Source organism: Ruegeria sp. CG1, assembly GCF_056537265.1.
This window is the reverse complement of the sequence record NZ_JBQFRF010000001.1, coordinates 622,419-646,057: the sequence shown is the minus strand read 5'-3', so window position 1 is coordinate 646,057 and position 23,639 is coordinate 622,419. Positions and strand designations below refer to the sequence as shown.

Sequence of the window (23,639 nt, the reverse complement as noted above, 5' to 3'; positions counted from 1 at the left end):
CCGCTGTGAATATCGGAGATGTAGCAGAACGTTCCGGTCTGCCTGCCAAAACCATCCGCTATTACGAGGATATCGGGTTCATCAAACCCAAGCGGAGCCTCAATGGGTATCGCCATTTCGACGAAAAGGAACTGCACAAGCTGGCCTTCATCGGGCGGGCCCGCTCATTGGGCTTTACTATTGAGGATTGTCGTTCGCTACTGGCGCTTTACGAGGACAAAGAACGCGCAAGCGCGGACGTGAAAGAAATTGCAAAACAGAATCTGAAAGAGATCGAAGATAAGATTTCCGATCTGAAGGCGATGCATGAAACACTGTCTCATCTGATCGAAGAATGCGCCGGCGACCACCGCCCAGACTGTCCAATTCTAAAAAACTTGGGCCAAGCGTAGTTGACCTTGTTGTTTGATCTGCCTCCAAGTTTGGCAATCTTTTTCTTTAGACGTGGCAATCCGCTCTTCTCTAGTGCGTGCCGCGCTATCAATTGTAGTTTTGTTGGCTTCGGGTCAGCACTAGGGACGGCTTCGGCACAAAAAGCGGGTGGGGGGGGTGTCATAGGAAAGCGTCATAGTGATTAAAGTCGAGTAACCTTTGCCGGCAGTTATCGAAGGCGAATTTAGGTCCCTTAGGGCGGAAAGCACTCCTTACCTCAAGTCCGCACAGCGCAAACTAGACGATAGCAAATTCGGTTATCGTAGTGACCGGCAAACTGCATCAAGAGGTCATTGTCCTAACAGCTTGTTAGTAAGACTTTGGTTTGAAATGTCTGCGTCGTGTATCGGCTTGAAGCTCCATCCTAATGCTCGCATTTGATTTCAAAAAAACAGCGTCATCCAGTAAGAACAGTGGCTAAGCGTTCAACCAACACTCGTTGAACGATTGCAAATCTTGGTGTGTTCGCAATTTCGTCCAGTGCCGCAACCCAGAGCGGAACCTGAATTTCTGGAGTGATGTCGTGAGACTTTCGAAGTCTGGAATCCGCGTCGCCAAAAAAAGTAGGCAAAAACGTTTTGCCGACTCCTGCGGCTGCCATCTGCTGAAGCACCAAAAAACTGTCTGCCCCGTTGGTCATTTGGTCAGCACTGACATTCGCTTTTAACCATTTGGCAGGAAGTGAACGGCTTAACGCGCCATCTAGCCTCAACCATTTGCGATTGGGGGAGCCGTCGTCAAAGACTCCGAAAGACAGTGTTCCGGCACGCTGCCCGACCAGACCCTCCCCGAGCTTTATCGATGGGCGCACGGCGATGTCTGCGCTTAACCGGGACAAATCATGGTGACTATTCCCGCTTAGCAAAGTCAGCTTCAGGCCGGGGTAAAGCCGTGCGATCTCATTTAGTATTGAAGGTAGAACAATCTGGCAAAGACTGTCTGTAGATGTAATTCGCACATGGCCCGTAGGGGACTGATTTGCACCGACAATCGCGCGTTCGACCGATAGCACCGCATCTTCGACGCTTTCCATAGCCGACAGAACGGTTCTGGCCTCGGGCAGGGCAGAGTATCCCGAAGGGCTTTTCTGGAAAATCACACAGCTATTGCGCTCTTCGAATGCGGCCACCCTTCGCAACACGGTCGCATGCGTGACGCCCAGTGCCGCTGCCGCTGCATTGAGTGAGCCGTATTTGCTTACGGCGAGCGCGTACCGAATATCATCCCAGTTTGCGTTGTTCATAAATTAACAAGTGACGACCAATAACAAACAATTACAAGAAAAATCGTTCAAGTTAATATTCGGAGCATTAAACAGGGAGACACATCATGAAGAAGAAGTTCTCAGTATTCGCGGCAGGTCTTTTATCATTGGCCGCCATTGGCACAGCCATCGCCCATGAAAGTGAAAATCCGGCTGTGAAAGCTCGTACCTCAATCATGCAACTCTATGCCTTCAATCTTGGTACACTTGGCGGAATGGCTAAGGGAGAGGTCGATTATGATGCCGAGGCCGCAACTCGGGCCGCGAATAATCTTGTTGTGCTGACACAAATCGATCAATCCGCGATGTGGCCCCAGGGATCTGACAATGTGTCCGATCCGACCACCCGTGCATTGCCTGCGATCTGGGAGAGCTTCCCTGACGTGGGTGCAAAAGTGCAGGCCATGGCAGACGCCGCTGTTGCGATGCAGGCTGCGGCAGGTCAAGATGTTGATGCCCTAAAAGCAGCGATGGGCGATCTGGGCGGAAGCTGTTCGGCATGTCACAAAGCATACAGAGCTCCAAAGAACTGATTGGGCACTGACGGTGCGGCGCTTTCTTTTCTTTGTCGCAATCGTCATTGTGTTGGTCGGGTTGGCCGGTTTGGTGCTGACCCGACCTCAACGAATGGAGCAATCACGACTCGACGGTTTGAACCCAGATCTTGCCCGAGGTGAAATCGTGTTCCACGCGGGGGGATGCGCATCCTGTCATTCATCGCCGGATGCGGTCGGTGAAGACAAGCTCGTGCTCGCTGGTGGTCGCCGGTTTGAGACGGAATTCGGTACGTTCATTGCCCCCAACATTTCCAGTGACCCGGAAACTGGTATCGGATCCTGGTCTGCCCTGGATCTGGCCAGTGCCTTGATCCATGGAACCGGACCCGAAGGGCAGCACTATTTCCCAGCGTTTCCCTATACCTCTTACGCCAACATGTCGGCCGAAGACGTGGTTTCGCTACACGCATTCCTCGGCACGCTGCCAGCGGCCGCAACGGAAAGTGTTGCGCATGACGTAGGTTTTCCTTTCAGCGTTCGGCGCGGATTGGGGGGATGGAAGCTCTTGTTCATGTCATCAGGCTGGGTGGTTGAAGGTGATCTGACCGACCAACAAAAACATGGCAGGTATTTGGTCGAGGCGCTGGGTCATTGCGCTGAATGCCATACCCCGCGAATTGGTTTAGGGGGCCTGAAACGAGACCTTTGGCTGACGGGTGCACCAAATCCAAACGGGAAAGGTCGTATCCCCGGCTTAACCTCAGACCAGCTTGATTGGTCAGAGGCAGACATTGCCGAATACCTAAAATCTGGCTTTACACCAGACTATGACAGTGCGGGTGGTGAGATGGTGGAGGTCATCGAGAACACCTCACGGCTGACGGATGAGGACCGTTTGGCGATTGCCGCCTACCTCAAGGCTGTTCCTGTTTCGTCGACCGGGCATTCATCCGAATAACAGTCGTTTGGCGCCACGCAGCGGCGACCAGATGCTGTCACCAATAGGATGCCGTAAGACCTATTCCCTTTTCGCCAAACACCTGTTTTACGTTTTGAACATCGGAGCTCACCAATCACCCGAGTTTCTGTTCATGATTGACTGAGGGTCGCGGCCAAATGACACAAAAAATCGCTCTTTGGTCTATCCCGATATCCATTGCGGTACTGGCCCTGAAACTGTTGGCTTGGTGGCTGACAGGTTCGTTGGCTTTGTTGTCAGACGCAATGGAATCAACCGTGAATGTTGTCGCGGCTTTGTTGGCGTATTTCGCAGTTCGGGTTGCCAATAAGCCTCCTGACCAAAACCACCCCTTTGGTCATAAAAAAGCGGAGTATCTTTCAGCCGTGGTTGAGGGCGCGCTGATTGTGTTGGCGGCGTTCTTGATCATCAGAGAAGCTGTACTGGTGCTCCCGAACCCGCATCTTGAGGATGCGCCGCTGCTTGGAATTGCCGTCAATATCGTTGCAACGGGTGTGAACGGTGCATGGGCCTACCTCTTGCTTAGGACAGGTAGGCGCGAGGGATCGCCCGCCTTGCAAGCGAGCTCCCGCCACATTTTTACGGATGTTATGACTTCTGTTGGTGTCGTCGCAGGACTGATACTAGCGCTTGTCACCGGCTGGTTGATCCTTGACCCGATCCTGGCAATTCTTGTTGCGCTGAACATCTTGTGGGAGGGTTGGAAAGTTATTCGGGCATCCGTCGATGGCCTGATGGATGTAAGCCTGTCGGAACATGACTTGCAGACTGTTTCTAATGCAATCGAAGCAAACCTCGGTGCAGCCTTAGAGTATCATGACCTCAAAGGGCGCAGATCCGCGAATGTTATCTTTGTAGAGTTTCACCTTGTTGTGGACGGCACAATGCCAGTCAGCGCAGCGCACGATATATGTAACGACATAGAGGAAGAACTAGAGTGTCTGTACCCGGGTTCCGTCTTTGTCATTCACCTCGAACCTGATGACGAGTTGAAAGGCGACGGGGTTAATCCCCACTGAACTGCTCATTTGGTTCTGCAAAGAATCTATTGGTTTGACTGATCTGGTTAAGACGTTCGGCTTGAAATTTGTCAGACCTAAGCCCGATGTGGGAAAGTCGGGCCGGTAGTAGCCTGTCTCCAATGCCATGAAGCGTGACGATCAAAATTGGAGGCGAAAATGAAAATTCAAAGAAAGCTGGGTCAACTTCTAAGTACCGCGGCGTTGGCTTCGTTGATTGCCGCGACGCCTTATGTGCCAACCTTTGATGACGATGGCCGCCTACATTTTGAACCGTCATATGCCTTTGCCAAAAGCGGCAAAGGGAAAGACGGGGATGATCGTGACGATGACCGGGATGATGATCGTGACGATGACAGGGATGATGATCGCGACGACGATCGGGATGATAACTCGGGGTCGGGTAATAGCGGCCGTGGTGGCGACCGAGATGATGATCGTGATGACGATACAGACGATGATCGAGACGACGACAGAGATGATGACCGGGACGACAATTCGGGATCAGGAAAAAGTGGTCGCGACGACGATGACGATAATGACGACGATGACTCCAAACGCTCCAATAAGGGCAGCGGAAAGAAGGATCGGTCTCAATCAGGGGGTAAATCGTCGGGTTCGGCTGGGATAACAAAGGTCGAAACAAACGCCAACGGCATTGAAGTGCGTTACGCCGACGGAACCAAGGAAGAGATCGAAAACGGGCGGTATGAGAGAAAGAATGCTCAGAACCGAACTGTTGAGGAACGCCCCGCGACAGGCGCTGACGTTTCAAGGCTTCGGTCCTTGGCGAATGGTATCTCAATCGACAATGTACGCTCATCTGGGCAAGGCGGCACTGCTGGAAGTCGACCCACGAAAATCGAACGCCAAGGCAACAATATCGAAGTAAATTATGCCAATGGTTGGAAAGAGGAGATCGAGTTTGGGCGTTACGAGTTGAAAGACCCTTACAACCGGACTGTTGTTGAAAGAAACGCAACGGCCTCTGATCGCCGGAGGTTACAGTCGGTCGCCAACTGAGCTGCAATTCCAGTCGATAATCCGTTGGCGGCTTCTCTTAGTGAGAGGTCGCCATCGTCGTCAAAGAGACCGCAGCTATTCTTCCTTGTTCCAAACATCATGTGCAATGAGCGCGGCCTCTACCCGATTTCGCGCATGAAGCTTGGACAGAACTGCGGTCATGTAGTGCTTCACGGTCTTTTCCTGGAGGTCTAACTCGTCAGCGATTTCACGATTACTCAGTCCTTTGGCCACACGTCTCAGTATTTCTTCCTCACGATGTGTAAGGTCATCTAGAATGCTGCTGTTAACAGACATGCCGGTGTCAGCGTTGATTTGAAGAAGTACCCGCGAGGCCAAGCCAGGAGAAACGAACCCTTCACCTGCGGCGATGCTGCGTAAAGAAGCGGTTAGTTCGCTCGCGGTTACTCCCTTCACAATGTACCCAATCGCACCCGCCTCCAAGGCGTCCGCGACATCGCCGCTGTTCTCTGAGACCGTCAAGATTGCAATGACGGGTGGATTTGCCATTGCCGCGATTTTACGTGTCGCGCTTATCCCGCCACCGGGCATCGAGAGGTCAAGAATAGCTATGTCCGGCTGATGCGTGCCGACCAGCGATACTGCCTCTTCAGCACTGGACCCAGCGGCTAAAACTTCGAAGCCATCAGCTTCATCCAACGTGCGCTGCAAACCATCCCTGAATATCGGGTGATCATCGGCTATTACGACAGATGTAGTCATGATGTGCCTAACTTTCTGGGAAATAGTGTCATAGCTATGGTGGCGCCTTCGCCCGGTCTCGATGCGACGTCGAACCTGCCACCAATACTCTCGACCCGATCTCGCAAGCCCATAAGCCCTTGGCCACCATCATCTCGCAACGCGGTTTCTTCTGACCTGTCAAATCCTGGTCCGTCGTCTGTGACCTTTACAACTATGCGGTCGTTCTGCGCCTCAGCGATAACAGTGCACTTGGAAGCTGGAGCATATCTCGCCGCATTGGAAAGCGTTTCCTGGAGGAACCGAAAAACGCACAGTTTGTCGGACAATGACAACTCCGGAGCCTGGCTACCCAGGAATGAAATATCCGGTCGCAACGGGCTGTGTTCGGCGTGATCCTCTACGGCTCTCTTCACAACATCGACGAGTGACAGGCTATCGATATCTGGCGCGGACAGCCCTCGCGAAATTGCACGAATTTCAGCCAGCGATTTTTGCAAAGACTGCTGAATTTCCACTGCCTCTTTAGGCCTTTCCGACTCTTTGGAAAACGCCGCCTCCAGTCTAAGGGCGGCGAGCGACAGGTATTGCGCAGGGCCATCATGTAGCTCAGCTCCAAGATTCTTGAGGAACCGATCTGTTTGCGTGGTATATCTTTCTGACGCCTCGACCACACGCGACCGCAGCAGCGCATTCTGCTCAGCCATCTTCTCACTTTCTTTCAACCGCTGTTTAAGAAGAGACCCCTGTCGTCGAATTGTTTTGTCGCCAATTGCGACGATGGAATACAAAACAATTGTACTTGCCAGAAATGCGGAGCCGACGACCAACCAACTTGTTCGCCTAGCCTTGGCTAAGTCTAACTCAAGCTGGTCAGCTCTTTCGTAGAACTCCGCAACTGCGATGATTTCGCCGGACCAGAGTTCGCGGATGGGGCTGTAAACTTCAAGCAGTGGTATCCCCAATGCCGCCTCGGCGGCGCTCTCGGCATGATCAAGCTCTTCGAAAGAGCCGGAGATATCTCCGCTCCACGCTCGCCTTAAATCATCCGTTGGCTTGAAACGGTTTCCTATGATGTCTGTATCCGAGGCATGCGCAATCACACCGCCTTGCTTCCAGAATTTGTAGGAAACGATACGGTCAAGCATTGGCTGGGTCATGAAAATCTCATCCAGCGCCAGGCTCGCCTGCTCAGAAAGGCGGTCGCCATGTGCCAATTCCTGGCTGAGCGGGGAAACTACGCTTTCCATATACAGCGCTGCGGAGTTGGCGGAGTTTTGCACGACTGCGTTCTGAATTCGATTAGACACCCAGACCCCAACGATTGCGGTAGCAGCACCCATCACGAAGATACTTGCCGCAAGAAAGACTCGCGACAACGACCAATTGCCAATCGTTAGGTCAGTTACTTTCGCTCTCATCGTGAAATCGACTATGAACTACAATCTGTTACCGCACCACAGACCTTGGTCTGAGGTGATCTGGCTAAATCTCAGACCCTGAGTTTCCGCCCTGTGTCCAGAGTCAGATATCATCCATCGTTCGCAGACTTTGCAGCATCGGGCAGTGAACGTTACCACTATCACAATTGGCGGTAAGCTCACTCAAGGCACGCTCCAGACGTCTGAGCTCATCAATCTTGCTTCGAACGCTGGCAATATGCGCCTCGGCCAATTCTTTCACTGACCAGCAGTCTTCGGCACTTCCTTCTGACAGCTCTAAAAGCGCCTTTGCGTCTGGGAGAGGAAATCCCAGGTCGCGGCACCTCTTCAAAAATCGAAGTCTTCCCACATCGCTTGCTGAAAAGAGGCGACGATTGTTCAGAGCTCGCACAGGTCTTGGTACGATACCTTCGCGTTCGTAGTAGCGGATGGTTTCTATGCCAACCCCGGATTGCCGGGAAGCCTCACCTATCGCAATCATGTGAAGTGCCTCCACTTGATCCTGTAGTTACTACAGGAGTTATACGCTCTGAATACCGGTGCTTCAACACAATCAAATCGAGCATCTCGGGAGCAAAAGATGAAGAAATACGTGAACCTCAGCTACTTGGGATCGGTTTCAGCTCTGGGCGTCGCAACATGCTGTGTTCTTCCAATGGCCATGATGTTGTTAGGCTTGGGCGGCAGTTGGTTGGCAGTATTCGGAAAAATAGCGGCGGCAAGCTACTGTGTTCTCGCCGTCTCAACAGCGCTGGCCGCGGTTTCGTGGTTCTTAGCGCATCTAAACGGGGCGTTGGCAAATCTGAAATGGTGGCTTGTCGGAAGCACGGCGACTACCGCGTTGGCATGGGTCATCGTGTTCAATGAGGCTCAAATCAACGACTATCTAATCATGCAGATGTGAGACAATGACAAATCAAACTGTGGTGCTCGATAGCACTTTGACCTGCCCAAAGTGTGGGCACATTGAAACCGAAAGAATGCCAACTGACTCGTGCCAGTGGTTTTATGAATGCAAATCATGCAAGGCAGTCTTGAAACCGTTAGAAGGCGATTGCTGTGTCTTTTGTTCCTACGCAACTGTACCGTGTCCGCCAATTCAGTTGGGGGATAGCTGTTGTGGATAGGTCTTACTACGGGTCGGATTGATTGACTGCGGACAATACCGAAGGAGTAAAAGATCTAATACTTTTGGCCCGATCCAGCCGTTGGGCAATGGTTCTTGAACGACTGCTCGGCCGAAAATAACAAATTGGAAAGAGGGCGCCGGGCACAGTAGCTTTTTTGGGGCAAGGCAAATGAAAAACTACTTCAATCTATTTGAAAACGGACCCATCCGATGCTCAACGACAAGTGCACTCGGTCGTGAGTAGGGCATCGAGACTGTATTCAGGAATGTTGCTGGTAGCAAAATAGTGGCGGAGAGACAGGGATTCGAACCCTGGGTGGGCTTGCACCCACAACGGTTTTCGAGACCGCCCCGTTCGACCACTCCGGCACCTCTCCGCGGGGGTCTGTGAGGGGGGGATTTAGTGGTGAACGGGCAGGGGTGCAAGCAGAAAGTTCCGGATTTTGACGATAGTGGGATTTTCCATTGCCAGAGGTAAGAAAACACCTAGGCTGATATGTATGACTTACTTTATACGCCAGTTCGCAATCAGCCTCATCCTTCCAATTTTCTCACTTGGTGTCATGGCCTCGCCATCTCAGGCCGCCAGTCAGGATCAGATTGAGGCGTTTCTGACCACGACAGGGTTTGACGTTGCCTTGGAAAGCATAGCGCAGGCCTCTGCTTCGGCCCCGCAGATGCTGGGTATCGACCCTGACGGCTTCGGATCGGATTGGGCGCGTCTGACCGAAGAGGTGTTTGATACCGCTTTGATGCACGAAACGGCCGTCTCGATCCTTGAACAGACGCTTAGCGAAGAGGCGCTGGTCCACGCGGTCTCGTTTTACGCCTCGGAGTTGGGGCAAAGACTGGTCGTTGCTGAAAACGCCGCTCATATGGATGACGATGATGATGCCAAACAACTGGCCGGGCAAGAAATCGTCTCGAAGTTGATAAAAGAAGGCTCATCTCGTGTTGAAAGCCTGAAGCGCATGAACCGTGCGGTGGACGCCAGCGGAACCTCGCTGCGCGCGCTGCAAGAGATTCAGGTGCGGTTTTTACTGGCCGCAAGTGCGTCTGGCATTATCGACATGCAACTGAGCGGAGATGAACTGCGTACGATGATCCAACGCAATGAAGGTGAGTTGCGTCGATCTCTCCAACTGTCAGCTTTGGCAGGGGCGGCTTACACCTACCAGGATTTCTCGGATGAGGATGTCGACGCCTATGTTGACGCTCTGGAACAGCCTCTGATGCAGGAGGTCTATGAGCTGTTGAATGCGATCCAATATGAAATCATCGCGATGCGGTTCGAAGTATTGGCCGCCCGCATGGCCGAATTGCGCCCGGCGCAGGATATCTGATGCGAGTTTTAGCTACGGCACTCTGTTTGACGATCTGGGCGCTGCCTATGGCCGCAAGCGAGCGTGCTGAAAGACTGATGCATGCGATGCATATTTTGGATTTTATGAAAATTCTTAGTGAAGAAGGTGTGGCGCAAGGGCATGCAATCAACGAGTCCATGCTGGGCAGCTCAGGAGGAGCCTATTTTTTGGCGCAAGTTGAGGATTTGTACGATCCGAGCACGATGCACCAACAACTTTCGCTGTCGGTTGGCGAGATGATGTCCGATGTGCAGCTAGAACAAGCTTCGATCTTTTTTGAAAGCGAACTGGGGCAAAGCATCGTTTCTCTGGAAAACTCGGCGCGCCGGGCCATTGCAGATGACGCGATCGAAGAGATGGCACGCAGCGCTTACGAACAGGCTGATCGCGAGGGCATGTTTTTTCGTCTTGTAGATGAATATGTGCAGGTCAACGACCTGATCGAGAAAAATGTGCAAGGCACCATCAGCGCCGATTATAGTTTTTACCAAGGACTTGCCTCCGGGCAAAGTGCCCTGTTCGACGATGCATCCGTGTTGCAGGAACTGCTATCTCAGCATGAGAACACCAGGGCGGAGACAACTGAATGGATGTACTCGTTCCTTTTATTGGCCTATCAGCCGTTGAACGAGTCTCAGATGCGAGAGAACATCGCCTTTTCCCGAACCGATGCGGGTCGGGCCTTGAATTCCGCTTTGTTCATGGGTTTTGATGAAATGCTAAACGGCATCTCTTACCAGCTTGGTCAAACCGTCGCGCAAGCCATGAAAGCGTCGGATCTCTGAGCCGCAGATTTTCGGATCTCTGAGCCGCGGATTTTTGGTTGACTTTCTTCATGAATGCTTCGATAAGCGCGCATCCCGGCCGGCTTTCCGCGCCGGGTATCGTTATTCTTTGACCTGATGGCATGTGCCAAAGGTCATTCACACAGCCCGAAAAGGGCGCGCTGTTCGAGGTGGCGAAAGCCGGAAACACCCAATCGGGGACCACAGAACGCGGTTAGACAAAGGAAAGACGCATGTTTGCGGTCCTCAAGACTGGCGGCAAGCAGTACAAGGTTCAGGCGGGCGATGTGCTCCGTGTTGAAAAGCTGGCTGCCGACGCAGGTGAAAAAGTTCAATTCAACGATGTTCTGATGCTGGGCGGCGACGCACCGGTTGTTGGTGCACCTTTCGTTGAAGGCGCAGGCGTACAGGCCGAAGTGATCGAACAGATCAAAGGTGACAAGGTCATCAAGTTCGTCAAGCGCCGTCGTAAGCACAGCTCGAAGCGTACCGTTGGTCACCGTCAGAAACTGACTCTGGTCAAAATCACCGACATCCTGTCGTCGGGCGCTGACAAGTCGGGCATCAAAGCTGCAACCGGTTCGGCACCGGCTGGCGAAGCTGCTCCGGTGGCAAAAAAGCCTGCCAAGAAAGCTGAAGCCAAAGCAAAGGCACCCGCCGCAGCTGCTGCCGCTGACGATCTGACTGCTCTTAATGGTGTCGGCCCTGCCGCTGCCAAAAAGCTGGTTGAAGCCGGTATCGAAAGCTTTGCCGCTCTGGCCGCCTTGTCGGACGAGCAGATTGCTGCTATCGACACCATCAAAGTGAAACCCGAATGGGTTGAGCAAGCCAAAGAGCTGGCTCAGGGCTAAGGAGAGAGAGAATGGCACATAAGAAAGCTGGCGGTTCCTCCCGTAACGGTCGCGACTCAGCGGGTCGCCGCCTTGGCGTGAAACTGTATGGTGGCCAGGCCGCCATCGCAGGCAACATCATCGTACGTCAGCGCGGCACCAAGTTCTGGCCGGGCGAAGGCGTAGGCATGGGCAAAGACCATACCATCTTTGCAACTGTCGATGGCGCCGTGAAGTTCCATAAGGGACTTAAAAACCGCACCTTTATTTCGGTCCTGCCAGTGGCGGAGGCCGCAGAGTAAGCCGAAACCCAGAAGGTTTAAGAAAAATTCATGGGGGACCGGCACAAAGTGCCGGTCCCTTTTTCGTTTTAACGCAGTCGTGATCACCAGAACCGATGACAGTCGCAACCACCAGTTTCCTGATTTTTGCCGCTTCGCAGGTCGGCACGCCGGGACCGGCCAATATGGTCCTGCTGGGAACAGGTGCGCGTTATGGCTTTCGGTCGGCTCTACCCTTTGTGGGCGGGGTCATTCTGGGCAAACAGCTGATCATCTGGCCGGTTGGTTTTGGCCTGATGCAAGTTGCCGATCAGGCGCCGTTGGTGTTCGAGGCACTCAAATATGCTTCTGCTGCATATATTTGCTGGCTCGCGTGGAAAATTGCCAATCTGCGGCTTTCCCGAGGTCAATCGGATAAGCAAGTGCCCGGTTTTCTGGCGGGGTTAATAGTGCATCCGCTTAACCCTAAGGCTTGGGCAATGATTATCGCAGGTTTCACCGGGTTTGTGGCAACAGGAACACCCAGTTTTGAGGCGACCCTCACGATCGCTCTCTGTTTGTTAATCTGCCAGATCGTATTGCACCCGATCTGGACATTTGCAGGAGATCGGATCGCCCATGCGGTTGAAGGTCGGCCTGCAGAAAAATATCTGATGTGGACGTTAGCCAGTTTGACAGTTGCGTCCGTACTTTTTGTGTTGTTCGGAGGAGGAACGCACTCATGAAGATTGAGGCAATAATAAATCAGCCGGTCATTGAAACCGAGCGGTTCGACCTTCGCCCTCTGCGTCGGTCGGATTTGGGTCTCATTGAGCATTACGCAGGCGATGAGCGTGTGGCGCGCATGACGACATCGATCCCGCATCCATTGCCACCCGGCTCGATTGAGGCGTTTGTGATGCGCGCGATGGCCGAAGACCGGGACGAGGATGTCTGGGCAATGGATGCCACAAAGGATGGTGGCCCGGAGCTGATCGGACTGATTTCATTGACTCGGCTGGATCGCAACCAGTCCGAGGTCGGCTATTGGGTCGCCCCGGTGTATTGGAACACCGGCATTGCATCGCTGGCCGTTGAAACGCTGGTCAACGCCAATCCGCTGGAAAACGCGACCATGTTCGCCAGCGTGTTCCAGGACAACCCGGCCTCGGCCCGGGTTCTGACCCATTGCGGATTCCAGTATCTTGGCGATGCGGAAACCTATTCGGTGGCGCGCGATGCGAATGTGCCCACCTGGACCTATACAAAGAAACTCTGACTTGTGGCCGATGGGGCCTTTGCAGTAGGGGACAGCTATGAAATTTCTCGATCTTGCAAAGGTCTACATCCGGTCCGGGGCCGGAGGTGGCGGCTGCGTCAGCTTTAGACGTGAAAAGTACATCGAATACGGCGGACCCGATGGTGGGGACGGCGGTAAGGGTGGGTCTGTTTGGGCCGAGGTTGTGGACGGGCTGAACACCCTGATCGACTTTCGCTATCAACAGCATTTCTTCGCCAAGAACGGCCAACCCGGTCGCGGTCAGCAACGCACCGGTAAGGATGGTGACGACATCATCCTGCGCGTTCCCGTCGGAACCGAGATTCTGGACGAAGACGAAGAGACCGTGATTTGTGACCTGACCGAGGTTGGTCAGAGATTTTTGCTGGCAAAAGGCGGCAACGGCGGCTTTGGCAACCTGCATTTCAAATCCGCGACCAATCAGGCCCCGCGCCGCGCCAATCCGGGGCAGGCGGGGATCGACCGCACCATCTGGCTGCGGCTGAAGCTGATTGCGGATGTGGGTCTTTTGGGCATGCCCAACGCCGGGAAATCAACTTTCTTGGCTGCCACATCCAATGCACGGCCCAAAATCGCCGACTATCCCTTTACTACGCTGCACCCCAATCTGGGCGTTGTCGGTGTCGATAACGTGGAGTTCGTCGTTGCCGACATTCCAGGTCTGATCGAAGGCGCACATGAGGGGCGTGGAATCGGTGACCGGTTTCTTGGCCACGTAGAACGCTGCGCGGTACTGTTGCATCTGGTCGACGGCACCTCGGAAACTGTGGTCGAAGACTATCGCACAATCATCACCGAGCTTGAGGCCTATGGCGGAGAGCTGGCGGATAAGCCGCGTATCACCGTATTGAACAAGATCGACGCTCTGGACGATGAGGAACGCGAACTGATCAAGGCCGAACTGGAAGATGCCGTTCGCGGCCCGGTCATGACCATGTCAGGCGTTGCGCATTTGGGCGTGACCGAGGTGCTGCGGTCCTTGCGGGCTCAGATCGATGAAAACCGCCTGCGCCAGAAACCCGCCGAGGAGGCCACGCCTTGGCAACCCTGACCCATGCCCGCCGCCTGGTGGTCAAGATCGGATCGGCCTTGTTGGTCGACCGGGATACGGGATTGCTCAGGTCGGATTGGCTGAAATCGCTGGCGCAGGACGTGGCTTGGCTGAAAGGGCAGGGGACAGATGTTGTTCTGGTCTCGTCCGGGTCAATCGCGTTGGGTCGAGGTGTACTTGGCCTGCCGATGCAGAATCTGCCGCTGGAACAGTCACAGGCCGCTGCGGCGGTTGGACAAATCCGGCTGGCCCGTGCGTATGAAGAAGCGTTGACGCCACATGAGATCAAAACCGCTCAGGTGCTGGTCACGTTGGAAGACAGCGCGGATCGGCGGCGTTATCTGAATTCCCGTGCAACGCTGGAAACGCTGCTGAGCCTGGGTGTTGTTCCGATTGTCAACGAAAACGATACAGTCGCCACGGATGAGATACGGTATGGCGACAATGACCGGCTGGCAGCGCAAATCGCCGTGACCATCGGCGCGGATCAGTTGATCCTGCTTTCAGATGTCGACGGGTTCTATTCGGGCAATCCCAACGAGGACACGACAGCCACTCGATATGACGTGATCAAACAGATCACGCCCGAGATCGAGGCCATGGCAGGTGACGCGGGATCGGGGCTGTCAAAGGGCGGCATGAAGACCAAGCTGTTGGCTGCCAAGATGGCAACCGCTGCTGGCTGCGATATGGCGATAACTGAAGGATCACCCCTGAACCCGCTGAAAACGCTTGAAAATGGAGCGAGCTGCACTTGGTTCACGGCCACGCTCGATCCGCATGCAGCCCGGAAACGCTGGATTTCGGCGATGAAACCGCGCGGAGAGATCGTGATCGATGACGGCGCGGCAAGGGCGCTTTCCAATGGCAAAAGCCTGTTGCCCGCTGGCATTGTCGAGGTCACGGGTGATTTCGGTCGCGGCGATCCCGTCGCTGTTCTGGATGCGCAGGCGCGGAGGCTGGCACAGGGGCTAAGTCGCTATACCGCGCAAGAGGCGGATGCGATCAAAGGACGTAAATCGTCTGAAATCGAGGCGACGCTAGGCTATCCAGGCCGCGCGGCCCTGATCCACCGGGACGATCTGGCGCTGTAAGGGCGTGATTTGATAAACTGAGACCGAAAGGCGCATGAGATGAAGGATTTCGACAACATTCCCGCAATGATGGCCGACCTTGGTGCGCGCGCCAAAGCAGCCTCGCAAGAGCTTGCCTTTGCCACCGCCGAACGCAAGCACGCCGCGCTGATCGCAGCCGCAGACGCCGTTTGGCACAAACGTGCCGGCATTATCGAAGCGAACAAGAAGGATTTGGAGTTCGGGCGAGAAAAGGGTTTGAGCCCCGCGATGATGGACCGCCTGATGCTGGATGAAGCACGCGTTCAGGGCATGGTTGACGGGCTTCGCACCGTTGCCGATCAGACTGATCCTGTGGGTGAGGTGTTGGCCGAATGGGACATGGCCTCGGGCCTCAACATTCAGCGTGTGCGCACGCCTTTGGGTGTAATCGGCGTGATTTATGAAAGCCGTCCCAACGTGACGGCGGATGCGGGTGCATTGTGCCTGAAATCCGGGAACGCCGTGATCTTGCGAGGCGGGTCTGAGAGCTTTCATTCGTCAACCGCGATCCACGCCTGTCTGGTTGAGGGGCTAGCAGCTGCAGGCTTGCCCGAAGACGCCATTCAACTGGTGCCGACTCGCGACCGGGCTGCGGTGCAAGAGCTTTTGACCATGACTGATTATGTCGACGTCATCGTTCCCCGAGGTGGCAAAGGATTGGTGGGTCTTGTGCAACGCGAGGCGCGCGTGCCCGTCTTTGCGCATCTCGAAGGCATCGTTCATATTTATGTTGATAAAGCCGCCGATCCCCAGAAGACGCTGGATGTTTTGTTGAACGCCAAAACCCGGCGCACCGGTATCTGTGGCGCGGCAGAATGCTTGCTGATCCATCAAGACGTTGCAGAAACACTGGGCCGTGATCTGATCGCTGCTCTTCAAGCTGCGGGTGTTGAAGTGCATGCCGAAGGCGTTTTGGCCAATGAAAACACCATTCCTGCGTCGGATGATGACTGGGGCAAAGAGTACCTAGATAGTATCATCGCTGCACGGCCCGTAGCAGATATCGACGCCGCGATTGCGCATATCCGGCAGTTTGGCTCAAGCCACACCGATTGCATTATGACCGAGGATACTGCGGCCGCCGAGCACTTCTTCGAACGGCTTGACAGCGCAATCCTGATGCATAACGCCTCGACCCAATTCGCGGATGGCGGTGAGTTTGGCATGGGTGCTGAGATTGGTATCGCCACCGGCAAGATGCACGCGCGCGGTCCTGTCGGTGCCGCTCAGTTGACCAGTTTTAAGTATCTGGTACGCGGAAACGGGACCACGCGGCACTAAAACCGCAGTGTCACCTGGGTTGCGGTCGTTTCTACCGTGATTCTGCGACCCATCGTCGAGGCTGTATCCGGCAGCAGGGCAAATTGAACCTGCGCCGGGCTTAGTTTTTCGGTAAATCGCCCCGAGCCAATCCCTTTCCACAGTCCCGTATTGAGGTTCAGCTTGTCAGCAACGCCAGTCACCGTCCATGCGTCGCCCTGAGTTTCGATTTCCACTTCGCCGCCGAAGGGCATCGCATTTTCACAGCACATCACAGCCAGAAACGCGAGTTTAACCTGATTGCGCGGGACAGGTTCGGTCAGGTTCCAACTGATCCGCAGACGCCCGGCCTTTTCCACATCTTTAAGAAGCTCGACCACTTCGGTGCGACCCAATGGCTGATCGCTTGCTGATCCAAAGGCAACGCGGAAAAACCGGATGCGGGCGCCTGCACTGCCAACGCTGCCCGAAATCAGCTCCATTTCAGGGCCTTGGACTGCGCCAACCATCTCCAACAGCTCAAGCCCGTTGGTAATTGCCCCAATGGGGCTGATCAGATCATGACAGATCCGAGAACCGATCAATTCGGCCAGGTTGACGTCTGACGCGCCCATGCGTACCTCCTGCTGCATCTGCCTTGGACCCGGAGGCCCGATATGACAGATCTGAATGCCATTCTTGCACCGGGCATGTTTGTCCGCCACCCCGATTTCCCCGATTGGGGCGTTGGACAGGTGCAGTCCAATATAGGAGGCAAGATCACCGTTAACTTTCGCGAGCAGGGGAAAGTGGTGATCGACGGGACACGCATAGCCCTGACGCCGGTCTTTGATCCGTGAAACTGGTTTAGGAAAGGTTAACAACTCGGGCAAAACGCGGGCTTGTTGCCTTTGGCCGAGCAATCGCGTTATCAGCGCGCAACAGCGATCGATGGAATTTTCTTGATGCCCGACGAAGGCCCCTCATTCACTGTCAAATTGGCCAATACCGAGGTTGAACTGCGGGCGGCCCAACGACTGCGCTACGACGTGTTTGTTCAGGAATTGGGCGGTGGCGGCGAGATGGTGGATCATGAGGCGAGGCTCGAGAAGGATCGGTTCGATCCATACTTCGATCATATGCTCGCCATCGACGATTCATCTGGAGAGGTGATCGGCGTCTATCGACTGCTTCCTGGTGAGCGAGCGGCCGAACTGGGGCAATTCTACTCCGAGGATGAATACGATCTCACCGTCCTGAAACAAAGCGGGCGCAAGCTGTTGGAGCTTGGACGCTCGTGCGTGCATCCGGATTATCGTGGTGGCACGGCGATGTATCATCTGTGGAATGGTCTGGCTGCATACGTCACCGAGCGTGATATTGAGGTCTTGTTCGGAGTCGCGAGTTTCCACGGAACCGACGTGAGCAAATTGGCGCAGCCGCTGTCGATGCTGCATCACAACCACCTTGCCCCGCTGGATTTGCGGGTTCGGGCCCAGCCAGATGTATTTCAATCAATGGACCTTTTGGCACCCGACGCGCTGGATCGGCGCGCGGCGATGGTTCAGGTGCCGTCTCTCATCAAGGCCTACCTTCGCCTCGGTGGATTCGTCGGCGAGGGGGCATTTATCGATCATGCCTTCAACACAACCGATGTGTGTCTGATCCTTGACACAGCCCGCATGAATGAGCGTCAGCGGCGTATTTATGGTGGAGCATAACCCTGTGAGCGACCCATCGTGGCAGAGTGAAGACGCGCCTGATCCAATTGAGCTTGGTTTCTTAGGTTGGTTGCTGGTGATACTTCGCGGTCTGCCGCTGGCCCTTCTGGTTTTTGGGGGGCTGTTCGTCTTATTGGCCATACGTCTCATCGAACGACCGCTTTATGGCGTTCAACGGCCGGTGACACCGTTCATTTCTCAGTTCGTTTGTCGCAATGCATTTCGAATTCTCGGGATCAGATTTCGCACCTCTGGCGCGCTCATGCAGGAACGCGGCGCTGTGGTTGCAAACCATACGTCGTGGCTGGATATCTTTGCGCTGAATGCCCGTAAGCGCGTGTATTTCGTATCGAAAGCCGAAGTTGCAAAATGGCCCGGCATCGGCTGGCTGGCACGCGCGACGGGTACGGTCTTTATCGAACGTGATCGCAAGAAAGCCCGCGAGCAGACCCGGATTTTCGAGGAACGTCTGAAAGCCGGGCACAAGCTGTTGTTCTTTCCAGAAGGCACCTCGACCGACGGACAGCGAGTTTTACCATTTAAAACAACTCTCTTTGCGGCGTTCTTCACTGAAGAATTGCGAGATTTCATGTATGTTCAACCGGTCTCGGTCATCTTTCACGCACCCGAAGGGCAACCCGAAAGGTTTTATGGCTGGTGGGGTGACATGGAATTCGGACCGCATTTGCTGAAGACTTTGGGCGCCCGGCGGCAAGGTACCGTGGAATTGATCTACCACGCGCCAGCCAAGGTTAGCGACTTTGAAAACCGCAAAGCGCTGGCGGCTCATTGTGAAGAGGCTGTACGTCATGCGCATTCGCTGGCGCGGCTTGAAAAATAAGGGCATTTGGCCCTTGCGCTGCTGCTAAACCTGCCGTATACGCGCGCCATTCAAACCCGCAGGCGGGGTTTGGCCTTTTTGAGGGAGACATCCTTATCAAGGCCGCCGGTTGGAGCATCCGCTTCTTTCACCCCCGCTCAGGCGTAAACCGGAAAAGGAAACATAGCATGGCTCTTCCCGAGTTCACCATGCGTCAGCTGCTGGAAGCTGGCGTTCACTTTGGTCACCAGACACAGCGTTGGAATCCCCGCATGGGCCCGTTCATCTACGGCTCGCGCAATGGCATCCACATCATGGACCTGACCCAGACCGTTCCGATGCTGGATCAGGCTCTGCAGGCTGTTCGTGACACCGTCGCAAAAGGTGGCCGCGTTCTGTTCGTAGGCACCAAGCGTCAGGCAGCTCAGCCGATCGCAGATGCCGCTGAAAAGTCGGCTCAGTACTACATGAACCACCGCTGGCTGGGCGGCACGCTGACCAACTGGAAAACCGTTTCCCAGTCGATCAACCGTCTGAACCAGATCGACGAAGCCATGGAATCGGGTGCCGAAGGCCTGACCAAGAAAGAGCGTCTGGGCATGGAACGTGACCAGGCCAAGCTGCAGGCTTCACTGGGCGGTATCCGCGAGATGGGTGGCGTTCCGGATCTGCTGTTCGTCATCGACGTCAAGAAAGAAGCACTGGCCATCGCCGAAGCCAACAAGCTGGGTATCCCGGTTGTGGCTGTTGTCGACACCAACTGCTCGCCCGATGGTGTTGACTACATCATCCCCGGCAACGACGACGCAGCGCGCGCAATCGCTCTGTATTGCGATCTGGCCGCACGTGCCGCTCTGGACGGCATGACCGCTCAGATGGGTGCTGCTGGCGTTGACCTGGGTGCATTCGAAGAAGCTCCGGTTGAAGAAGTCGTAGCCGAAGAAGCACCCGCTGAAGAAGCCGCGCCGGAAGCCAAAGCCGAAGCGTAAGCTGCCCGTCACGTAAATGACATATGGGGCAGGGTAGACCTGCCCCAATTCCGTTTGAATTGAGGAGAGCCAAAAGATGGCAATCACAGCAGCAATGGTAAAAGAACTGCGCGACTCGACCGGCGCAGGCATGATGGACGCAAAAAAAGCGCTGACCGAAACCGGCGGCAACATGGACGAAGCCGTTGACTGGCTGCGCACCAAAGGCCTGGCCAAGGCGGCCAAGAAATCGGGCCGTACCGCAGCCGAAGGTCTGGTTGCTGTTCACGTCAACGGCGGCAACGGTGTTGCTGTCGAAGTGAACTCGGAAACCGACTTCGTTGCGAAAAACAGTGAATTCCAGGAGATGGTCGGCAAGATCACCTACGCAGCCGAGGGTGTTGATGACGTCGATGCGCTGCTGGCTGCTGATCTGGGCGGCAAGTCTGTTGCAGATACCCTGACCGACAAGATCGCCACCATTGGTGAAAACATGTCGGTCCGCCGCATGTCGAAACTGTCGGGCGATACCGTCGTGTCATACGTTCACAACGCGGCGACAACCGGCATGGGCAAAATCGGCGTTCTGGTTGCTCTGTCCGGCGGCGATGAAGCCTTCGGCAAGCAGGTTGCAATGCACATTGCGGCTGTGAACCCGGCGGCCCTGTCCGAGGCGGACATGGATCCGGAAGTTGTCGAGAAAGAGAAGCAGGTCCAGATGGACATCGCTCGCGAATCCGGCAAGCCGGAGCAGGTGATCGAAAAGATGATCGTCGGTCGCATGAAGAAATTCGTTGCCGAAGCGACCCTTCTGAACCAGGACTTCGTTGTGAATCCTGACCTGACCGTCGAAGCGGCCGCCAAAGAAGCGGGTGCGACCATCACCGGTTTTGTCCGCATGGAAGTAGGCGAAGGCATCGTGGTTGAAAAAGAAGACTTCGCTGCCGAAGTTGCAAAGGCAGCCCAAGGCTAAAATCTTTTGCAGCTTCGGTTAGAGGCTGCAACAAATACCGAGCCCGGTTGCATAGCGCAGCCGGGTTTTTTTCATGTCAAAAGCCTGTGAACCGATGCTTGCGAAGATTGGTGAATTGAGGGGCCCTGCATGATGGGGATGGAAGGGCCCCTCAATAATCCCGACAAAGAGACGTGGACGAATAGACGCCTCGGTGTCAGAGCGATCAGAGAGCTTTGGTATTACAAAGATCCGATCAAAACGTTCCCTGGCTAAAGCCACCACTCACGGAACAATATCAATTTGCAATTTTATCGGGAGATTCGGAAAGTCATGTATTCCTTACCCTAGGTCAATTTGATGCTAATTAGCATCAAAATAGGGTCATGCTTCCATCACAAACATCTGATTCTGCAACGCGGCCTTCAATACGGCCTGTGCCGTTGTTTCAACCGAAAGCGCCTCACGCGCGAGTCTCAGGTGTTTTTCCACCGTTGCCGAAGTCAAACCCATCAATAGCGCGATGTCCTGCGTGGTCTTTCCGTCGCCGACCCATTGCAAAGCTTCGCGCTGGCGTTTGGTCAGCGCGCGGTTCGGGGCATGATATGGCAAGGTCAGGATTTTGAGATGGGCAACATTGTTCATCAGAAGGATGTCGTCGCCGTGCTCGTTCCAAACCTCGTCCATCTCCTCCTGGCTGTGATTACGTGCCGCAAGCGAAATCGCCCCTTTGGAACGCATCGATACTGAGTTGAAGCTGACCGTATAACCTACTGTAATATCACGCGACTTATTGAACTCAAAAACCCGAAGCTCTTCGTTCGACATGACCCCGCTGGACATCATGTCCTGTATCATGCTCCAACTTGCAGCGCCTTCGTTGTTCAGCGCCCATTTCAGCATGGGGGCGTGAAAATACAGGCCGGATTGAAGGAACCCTTCCAAGTAATCTGAGCAGTGATTGGTCAGGATTACAAAGTCTTCTGGATCGCCGAGCGAAGTCGCCGTTCGGTATTGCGTATACCCATACAACAGCCGGTCGAAGCCATACTTTTCCATCTGGCGGCAATGTGCATCCCAAAGCTCTTCCAGAGTTTTCGTGTAGCTCAGAAAATTCAGATACTCTTTGAGGGTCATCCTGTGTCCCTCTCAGCCAGATGCGCGGCAATCGCATTCAGTGCAAGAACATAGCTTTGCGCGCCAAAACCACAGATCTGTCCAATCGCGACTGGTGCGATATGCGATTTGTGACGAAACGCCTCGCGCGCGTGGATGTTAGATAAATGAACTTCAACCACGGGTACTTCGGCCGAAGATATCGCATCCATCAGCGCAATCGATGTATGCGTGAATGCGCCTGCATTCAGTACTATGCCATCCTGAACGCCGCGTGCCGCGTGGATCGCATCAATCAGCGCGCCTTCGTGATTGGATTGGAGATGGGTTATGTTTTGACCCAGCGTTTCACCATGCGCAACGCACAGGTCCTCGATCATCTGTAACGTCGTTGCGCCGTAGACCTCGGGTTGCCGTGTACCAAGCAAATTCAGGTTCGGACCATTCAGAACCAGGATATTGTGCATATTCAAACTGTCCCCATCTTCCTTTTTTCATAAACATGAATTTAAAGGTCGTCCAGCGACCTTCGCTCTTATGGGTAGAGCTTCATTGACGCATGCAGGTTGCTGGATCGGCTCAATCCCATCCTCTATTCAATTATCTTCCATCGTGACCACAACTTTACCGAGAGCCTCGCGCCTTTCGAGCATGCCAATTGCCTCTGCCGCCTGGGTTAGCGGAAATCGTGCACTGATACGGGGTGAAATCTTTCCCGAACCATATAGGCGGAACAACTCGGCCAGGTTTTGTGCGTGCCCCTTCGGGTCGCGAAATACGGACGCGCCCCAGAACACCCCGACGATCTGACAGCCCTTGAGCAAAGTCAGGTTCAGCGGAATGCTGGGGATGCCGGCAGGAAAGCCAACAACCAGATAACGCCCACCCCATGCCATACTTCGCAAGGCGGGCTCAGCGTAGTCTCCGCCGACCGCGTCGTAGACCACATCCACACCTTCGCCCCGGGCCAGTGCCTTTATCTCGGCGGACAGGGCCTTTTGCGCTTCGCGGTCCAAATCGCGAGGATAGATCAGCGTCTGGTCTGCGCCAACATCTCTGCAAAACAATGCTTTGTCTTCAGACGAGACCGCCGCGATCACATGTGCCCCCATCGCTTTGGCTAGCTCGATCGCCGCAGACCCAACGCCACCGGCGGCCCCCAGAACAAGTACTTTTTCGCCGGGCTTAAGTAGCGCACGGTCCTTGAGGGCGTGGTATGAAGTGCCGTAGGTGAAGACAAAGCTAGCCGCATCTTCAAACGGCATCACGTCGGGTATCTTGACGGCAGTCGCTGGTTTAAGCTTCAGATGCGTGGCGAACCCTCCGTGCCCTGTCAGCGCCAGAACCCGATCACCAGGCGCGAAGTCTGTGACGCCTTCTCCAACCGAGACAACTTCTCCGGCGATTTCACCACCTGGCGCAAAGGGGCGGGGTGGTTTTATCTGATAGAGGTCCCGGATCATCAGCGTATCAGGGAAGTTCACCCCGGCGGCGCGGATACGCAATACAATTTCATCTGACTCAGGGGTTGGATCGGGCAGGGTGGTCAGTTCCAAACTCTCGGGGCCGCCTGGTGTGACGCTGAGTAATGCCTGCATGTTTTTCAATTGCCTCTTGCTTCACCTGTTTTG

Annotated in this window: 29 protein-coding genes and 1 tRNA gene; 21 read left to right on the top strand and 9 right to left on the bottom strand. The window is 54.6% G+C overall.

Annotated elements, in window-relative coordinates:
* Positions 1-5: 5 nt before the first annotated feature.
* On the top strand, positions 6-392 hold the full coding sequence (cueR, locus tag ACR0AU_RS03265) for a Cu(I)-responsive transcriptional regulator (protein WP_170564201.1): 387 nt from the start codon (positions 6-8) through the stop codon (positions 390-392).
* 437 nt (positions 393-829) lie between these two features.
* Here the strand turns inward: cueR and ACR0AU_RS03260 are convergent, their stop codons facing one another.
* On the bottom strand, positions 830-1,675 hold the full coding sequence (locus ACR0AU_RS03260) for a LysR family transcriptional regulator (protein ID WP_170732195.1): 846 nt from the start codon (positions 1,673-1,675) through the stop codon (positions 830-832).
* Positions 1,676-1,761: 86 nt separating this feature from the next.
* On the opposite strand from ACR0AU_RS03260, the gene ACR0AU_RS03255 reads away from it, so the two are divergent.
* The 4 genes from ACR0AU_RS03255 to ACR0AU_RS03240 all read left to right on the top strand — a co-directional run bounded on the left by ACR0AU_RS03255 (position 1,762) and on the right by ACR0AU_RS03240 (position 5,214).
* Positions 1,762-2,229, top strand: coding sequence for a c-type cytochrome (locus tag ACR0AU_RS03255; RefSeq protein WP_480795257.1), 468 nt, complete (start codon positions 1,762-1,764; stop codon positions 2,227-2,229).
* A 13-nt stretch (positions 2,230-2,242) separates the two neighbouring features.
* Entirely contained in the window at positions 2,243-3,151 is a 909-nt protein-coding gene (locus ACR0AU_RS03250) for a c-type cytochrome (RefSeq protein ID WP_480795256.1), read from the top strand.
* Positions 3,152-3,309: 158 nt separating this feature from the next.
* Positions 3,310-4,191 carry a cation diffusion facilitator family transporter gene (locus ACR0AU_RS03245; RefSeq protein WP_170732198.1) on the top strand — a complete coding sequence of 294 codons (882 nt, stop codon included), beginning with the start codon at positions 3,310-3,312 and terminating at the stop codon, positions 4,189-4,191.
* A gap of 159 nt (positions 4,192-4,350) precedes the next feature.
* Positions 4,351-5,214 carry a hypothetical protein gene (locus tag ACR0AU_RS03240; RefSeq protein ID WP_480795255.1) on the top strand — a complete coding sequence of 288 codons (864 nt, stop codon included), beginning with the start codon at positions 4,351-4,353 and terminating at the stop codon, positions 5,212-5,214.
* A gap of 75 nt (positions 5,215-5,289) precedes the next feature.
* Here ACR0AU_RS03240 and ACR0AU_RS03235 read toward each other — a convergent pair whose 3' ends face one another.
* From ACR0AU_RS03235 to ACR0AU_RS03225, 3 genes are all read right to left on the bottom strand, one after another.
* Complete coding sequence (locus ACR0AU_RS03235) at positions 5,290-5,937, bottom strand: response regulator transcription factor (protein WP_170732199.1); 648 nt, start codon at positions 5,935-5,937, stop codon at positions 5,290-5,292.
* Complete coding sequence (locus tag ACR0AU_RS03230) at positions 5,934-7,337, bottom strand: sensor histidine kinase (protein WP_170776183.1); 1,404 nt, start codon at positions 7,335-7,337, stop codon at positions 5,934-5,936. The genes ACR0AU_RS03235 and ACR0AU_RS03230 overlap by 4 nt, the downstream gene beginning before the upstream one ends.
* Before the next feature lie 103 nt (positions 7,338-7,440).
* Positions 7,441-7,839 (bottom strand): MerR family transcriptional regulator, encoded by a 399-nt coding sequence (locus tag ACR0AU_RS03225; RefSeq protein ID WP_170392759.1) that lies wholly within the window; start codon positions 7,837-7,839, stop codon positions 7,441-7,443.
* Between the two features lie 99 nt (positions 7,840-7,938).
* Between ACR0AU_RS03225 and ACR0AU_RS03220 the strand changes: the two genes are divergently transcribed.
* Positions 7,939-8,262: a hypothetical protein gene (locus tag ACR0AU_RS03220; RefSeq protein WP_170776185.1), complete on the top strand. Its 324-nt coding sequence runs from the start codon at positions 7,939-7,941 to the stop codon at positions 8,260-8,262.
* A 4-nt stretch (positions 8,263-8,266) separates the two neighbouring features.
* Positions 8,267-8,485 (top strand): GDCCVxC domain-containing (seleno)protein, encoded by a 219-nt coding sequence (locus ACR0AU_RS03215; protein WP_480438545.1) that lies wholly within the window; start codon positions 8,267-8,269, stop codon positions 8,483-8,485.
* A gap of 289 nt (positions 8,486-8,774) precedes the next feature.
* Here the strand turns inward: ACR0AU_RS03215 and ACR0AU_RS03210 are convergent.
* Positions 8,775-8,864 (bottom strand) — tRNA-Ser (locus tag ACR0AU_RS03210).
* Between the two features lie 123 nt (positions 8,865-8,987).
* Here ACR0AU_RS03210 and ACR0AU_RS03205 point away from each other — a divergent pair.
* The 9 genes from ACR0AU_RS03205 (at position 8,988) to ACR0AU_RS03165 (ending at position 16,473) form a co-directional block, all read left to right on the top strand.
* Positions 8,988-9,830, top strand: a complete 843-nt coding sequence (locus ACR0AU_RS03205) for a DUF2059 domain-containing protein (protein WP_480795254.1) — start codon at positions 8,988-8,990, stop codon at positions 9,828-9,830.
* On the top strand, positions 9,830-10,636 hold the full coding sequence (locus tag ACR0AU_RS03200; RefSeq protein WP_170732209.1) for a DUF2059 domain-containing protein: 807 nt from the start codon (positions 9,830-9,832) through the stop codon (positions 10,634-10,636). Before ACR0AU_RS03205 ends, ACR0AU_RS03200 begins: the two co-directional genes overlap by 1 nt.
* 233 nt (positions 10,637-10,869) lie before the next feature.
* On the top strand, positions 10,870-11,487 hold the full coding sequence (locus tag ACR0AU_RS03195; RefSeq protein ID WP_170732211.1) for a 50S ribosomal protein L21: 618 nt from the start codon (positions 10,870-10,872) through the stop codon (positions 11,485-11,487).
* Positions 11,488-11,498: 11 nt separating this feature from the next.
* Positions 11,499-11,768, top strand: coding sequence for a 50S ribosomal protein L27 (gene rpmA / locus ACR0AU_RS03190; protein WP_010440093.1), 270 nt, complete (start codon positions 11,499-11,501; stop codon positions 11,766-11,768).
* A 95-nt stretch (positions 11,769-11,863) separates the two neighbouring features.
* The gene (locus tag ACR0AU_RS03185) at positions 11,864-12,472 is read left to right on the top strand and encodes a LysE family translocator (protein WP_170393086.1); all 609 of its coding nucleotides are present in this window, start codon (positions 11,864-11,866) and stop codon (positions 12,470-12,472) included.
* Positions 12,469-13,005: a GNAT family N-acetyltransferase gene (locus ACR0AU_RS03180; protein ID WP_170393085.1), complete on the top strand. Its 537-nt coding sequence runs from the start codon at positions 12,469-12,471 to the stop codon at positions 13,003-13,005. The genes ACR0AU_RS03185 and ACR0AU_RS03180 overlap by 4 nt, the downstream gene beginning before the upstream one ends.
* Positions 13,006-13,042: 37 nt before the next feature.
* Positions 13,043-14,077 carry a GTPase ObgE gene (gene obgE / locus ACR0AU_RS03175; protein WP_170595639.1) on the top strand — a complete coding sequence of 345 codons (1,035 nt, stop codon included), beginning with the start codon at positions 13,043-13,045 and terminating at the stop codon, positions 14,075-14,077.
* Positions 14,065-15,171 carry a glutamate 5-kinase gene (gene proB, locus ACR0AU_RS03170; protein ID WP_170393083.1) on the top strand — a complete coding sequence of 369 codons (1,107 nt, stop codon included), beginning with the start codon at positions 14,065-14,067 and terminating at the stop codon, positions 15,169-15,171. Before obgE ends, proB begins: the two co-directional genes overlap by 13 nt.
* 39 nt (positions 15,172-15,210) lie before the next feature.
* Positions 15,211-16,473, top strand: coding sequence for a glutamate-5-semialdehyde dehydrogenase (locus ACR0AU_RS03165; RefSeq protein WP_480795253.1), 1,263 nt, complete (start codon positions 15,211-15,213; stop codon positions 16,471-16,473).
* Here the strand turns inward: ACR0AU_RS03165 and ACR0AU_RS03160 are convergent.
* Complete coding sequence (locus ACR0AU_RS03160) at positions 16,470-17,066, bottom strand: histidine phosphotransferase family protein (RefSeq protein ID WP_170405755.1); 597 nt, start codon at positions 17,064-17,066, stop codon at positions 16,470-16,472. The genes ACR0AU_RS03165 and ACR0AU_RS03160 overlap by 4 nt on opposite strands.
* A 42-nt stretch (positions 17,067-17,108) precedes the next feature.
* On the opposite strand from ACR0AU_RS03160, the gene ACR0AU_RS03155 reads away from it, so the two are divergent.
* The 5 genes from ACR0AU_RS03155 to tsf all read left to right on the top strand — a co-directional run bounded on the left by ACR0AU_RS03155 (position 17,109) and on the right by tsf (position 20,913).
* Positions 17,109-17,291 carry a DUF3553 domain-containing protein gene (locus tag ACR0AU_RS03155; protein ID WP_170732215.1) on the top strand — a complete coding sequence of 61 codons (183 nt, stop codon included), beginning with the start codon at positions 17,109-17,111 and terminating at the stop codon, positions 17,289-17,291.
* A 105-nt stretch (positions 17,292-17,396) separates the two neighbouring features.
* On the top strand, positions 17,397-18,152 hold the full coding sequence (gene olsB / locus ACR0AU_RS03150) for an L-ornithine N(alpha)-acyltransferase (protein ID WP_170732216.1): 756 nt from the start codon (positions 17,397-17,399) through the stop codon (positions 18,150-18,152).
* On the top strand, positions 18,139-18,993 hold the full coding sequence (gene olsA / locus ACR0AU_RS03145; protein ID WP_480795397.1) for a lyso-ornithine lipid O-acyltransferase: 855 nt from the start codon (positions 18,139-18,141) through the stop codon (positions 18,991-18,993). The genes olsB and olsA overlap by 14 nt, the downstream gene beginning before the upstream one ends.
* A 167-nt stretch (positions 18,994-19,160) precedes the next feature.
* Positions 19,161-19,961 (top strand): 30S ribosomal protein S2, encoded by an 801-nt coding sequence (gene rpsB, locus ACR0AU_RS03140; protein ID WP_170393078.1) that lies wholly within the window; start codon positions 19,161-19,163, stop codon positions 19,959-19,961.
* Positions 19,962-20,037: 76 nt separating this feature from the next.
* Positions 20,038-20,913 (top strand): translation elongation factor Ts, encoded by an 876-nt coding sequence (gene tsf, locus ACR0AU_RS03135; protein WP_170393077.1) that lies wholly within the window; start codon positions 20,038-20,040, stop codon positions 20,911-20,913.
* Between the two features lie 363 nt (positions 20,914-21,276).
* Here the strand turns inward: tsf and ACR0AU_RS03130 are convergent, their stop codons facing one another.
* The 3 genes from ACR0AU_RS03130 to ACR0AU_RS03120 all read right to left on the bottom strand — a co-directional run bounded on the left by ACR0AU_RS03130 (position 21,277) and on the right by ACR0AU_RS03120 (position 23,606).
* Positions 21,277-22,029, bottom strand: coding sequence for an autoinducer binding domain-containing protein (locus ACR0AU_RS03130; RefSeq protein WP_170393076.1), 753 nt, complete (start codon positions 22,027-22,029; stop codon positions 21,277-21,279).
* The gene (aroQ, locus tag ACR0AU_RS03125; RefSeq protein ID WP_170509909.1) at positions 22,026-22,475 is read right to left on the bottom strand and encodes a type II 3-dehydroquinate dehydratase; all 450 of its coding nucleotides are present in this window, start codon (positions 22,473-22,475) and stop codon (positions 22,026-22,028) included. Before aroQ ends, ACR0AU_RS03130 begins: the two co-directional genes overlap by 4 nt.
* Positions 22,476-22,604: 129 nt before the next feature.
* Positions 22,605-23,606: an NADPH:quinone oxidoreductase family protein gene (locus ACR0AU_RS03120; protein ID WP_480795252.1), complete on the bottom strand. Its 1,002-nt coding sequence runs from the start codon at positions 23,604-23,606 to the stop codon at positions 22,605-22,607.
* Positions 23,607-23,639: the final 33 nt, after the last annotated feature.

Bases quoted from the DNA above. Each gene is read 5' to 3' on its own strand.
- ACR0AU_RS03245 (WP_170732198.1), top strand. From the start codon at position 3,310: ATGACACAAAAAATCGCTCTTTGGTCTATCCCGATATCCATTGCGGTA.
- rpsB (WP_170393078.1), top strand. From the start codon at position 19,161: ATGGCTCTTCCCGAGTTCACCATGCGTCAGCTGCTGGAAGCTGGCGTT.
- ACR0AU_RS03160 (WP_170405755.1), bottom strand. From the start codon at position 17,066: ATGGGCGCGTCAGACGTCAACCTGGCCGAATTGATCGGTTCTCGGATC.
- ACR0AU_RS03215 (WP_480438545.1), top strand. From the start codon at position 8,267: ATGACAAATCAAACTGTGGTGCTCGATAGCACTTTGACCTGCCCAAAG.
- ACR0AU_RS03235 (WP_170732199.1), bottom strand. From the start codon at position 5,937: ATGACTACATCTGTCGTAATAGCCGATGATCACCCGATATTCAGGGAT.
- olsB (WP_170732216.1), top strand. From the start codon at position 17,397: ATGCCCGACGAAGGCCCCTCATTCACTGTCAAATTGGCCAATACCGAG.
- olsA (WP_480795397.1), top strand. From the start codon at position 18,139: ATGGTGGAGCATAACCCTGTGAGCGACCCATCGTGGCAGAGTGAAGAC.
- ACR0AU_RS03230 (WP_170776183.1), bottom strand. From the start codon at position 7,337: ATGAGAGCGAAAGTAACTGACCTAACGATTGGCAATTGGTCGTTGTCG.
- ACR0AU_RS03120 (WP_480795252.1), bottom strand. From the start codon at position 23,606: ATGCAGGCATTACTCAGCGTCACACCAGGCGGCCCCGAGAGTTTGGAA.
- ACR0AU_RS03260 (WP_170732195.1), bottom strand. From the start codon at position 1,675: ATGAACAACGCAAACTGGGATGATATTCGGTACGCGCTCGCCGTAAGC.
- ACR0AU_RS03240 (WP_480795255.1), top strand. From the start codon at position 4,351: ATGAAAATTCAAAGAAAGCTGGGTCAACTTCTAAGTACCGCGGCGTTG.
- ACR0AU_RS03155 (WP_170732215.1), top strand. From the start codon at position 17,109: ATGACAGATCTGAATGCCATTCTTGCACCGGGCATGTTTGTCCGCCAC.
- ACR0AU_RS03220 (WP_170776185.1), top strand. From the start codon at position 7,939: ATGAAGAAATACGTGAACCTCAGCTACTTGGGATCGGTTTCAGCTCTG.
- aroQ (WP_170509909.1), bottom strand. From the start codon at position 22,475: ATGCACAATATCCTGGTTCTGAATGGTCCGAACCTGAATTTGCTTGGT.
- ACR0AU_RS03165 (WP_480795253.1), top strand. From the start codon at position 15,211: ATGAAGGATTTCGACAACATTCCCGCAATGATGGCCGACCTTGGTGCG.
- ACR0AU_RS03185 (WP_170393086.1), top strand. From the start codon at position 11,864: ATGACAGTCGCAACCACCAGTTTCCTGATTTTTGCCGCTTCGCAGGTC.
- ACR0AU_RS03255 (WP_480795257.1), top strand. From the start codon at position 1,762: ATGAAGAAGAAGTTCTCAGTATTCGCGGCAGGTCTTTTATCATTGGCC.
- obgE (WP_170595639.1), top strand. From the start codon at position 13,043: ATGAAATTTCTCGATCTTGCAAAGGTCTACATCCGGTCCGGGGCCGGA.
- rpmA (WP_010440093.1), top strand. From the start codon at position 11,499: ATGGCACATAAGAAAGCTGGCGGTTCCTCCCGTAACGGTCGCGACTCA.
- ACR0AU_RS03225 (WP_170392759.1), bottom strand. From the start codon at position 7,839: ATGATTGCGATAGGTGAGGCTTCCCGGCAATCCGGGGTTGGCATAGAA.
- ACR0AU_RS03205 (WP_480795254.1), top strand. From the start codon at position 8,988: ATGACTTACTTTATACGCCAGTTCGCAATCAGCCTCATCCTTCCAATT.
- ACR0AU_RS03195 (WP_170732211.1), top strand. From the start codon at position 10,870: ATGTTTGCGGTCCTCAAGACTGGCGGCAAGCAGTACAAGGTTCAGGCG.
- ACR0AU_RS03180 (WP_170393085.1), top strand. From the start codon at position 12,469: ATGAAGATTGAGGCAATAATAAATCAGCCGGTCATTGAAACCGAGCGG.
- tsf (WP_170393077.1), top strand. From the start codon at position 20,038: ATGGCAATCACAGCAGCAATGGTAAAAGAACTGCGCGACTCGACCGGC.
- ACR0AU_RS03200 (WP_170732209.1), top strand. From the start codon at position 9,830: ATGCGAGTTTTAGCTACGGCACTCTGTTTGACGATCTGGGCGCTGCCT.
- ACR0AU_RS03130 (WP_170393076.1), bottom strand. From the start codon at position 22,029: ATGACCCTCAAAGAGTATCTGAATTTTCTGAGCTACACGAAAACTCTG.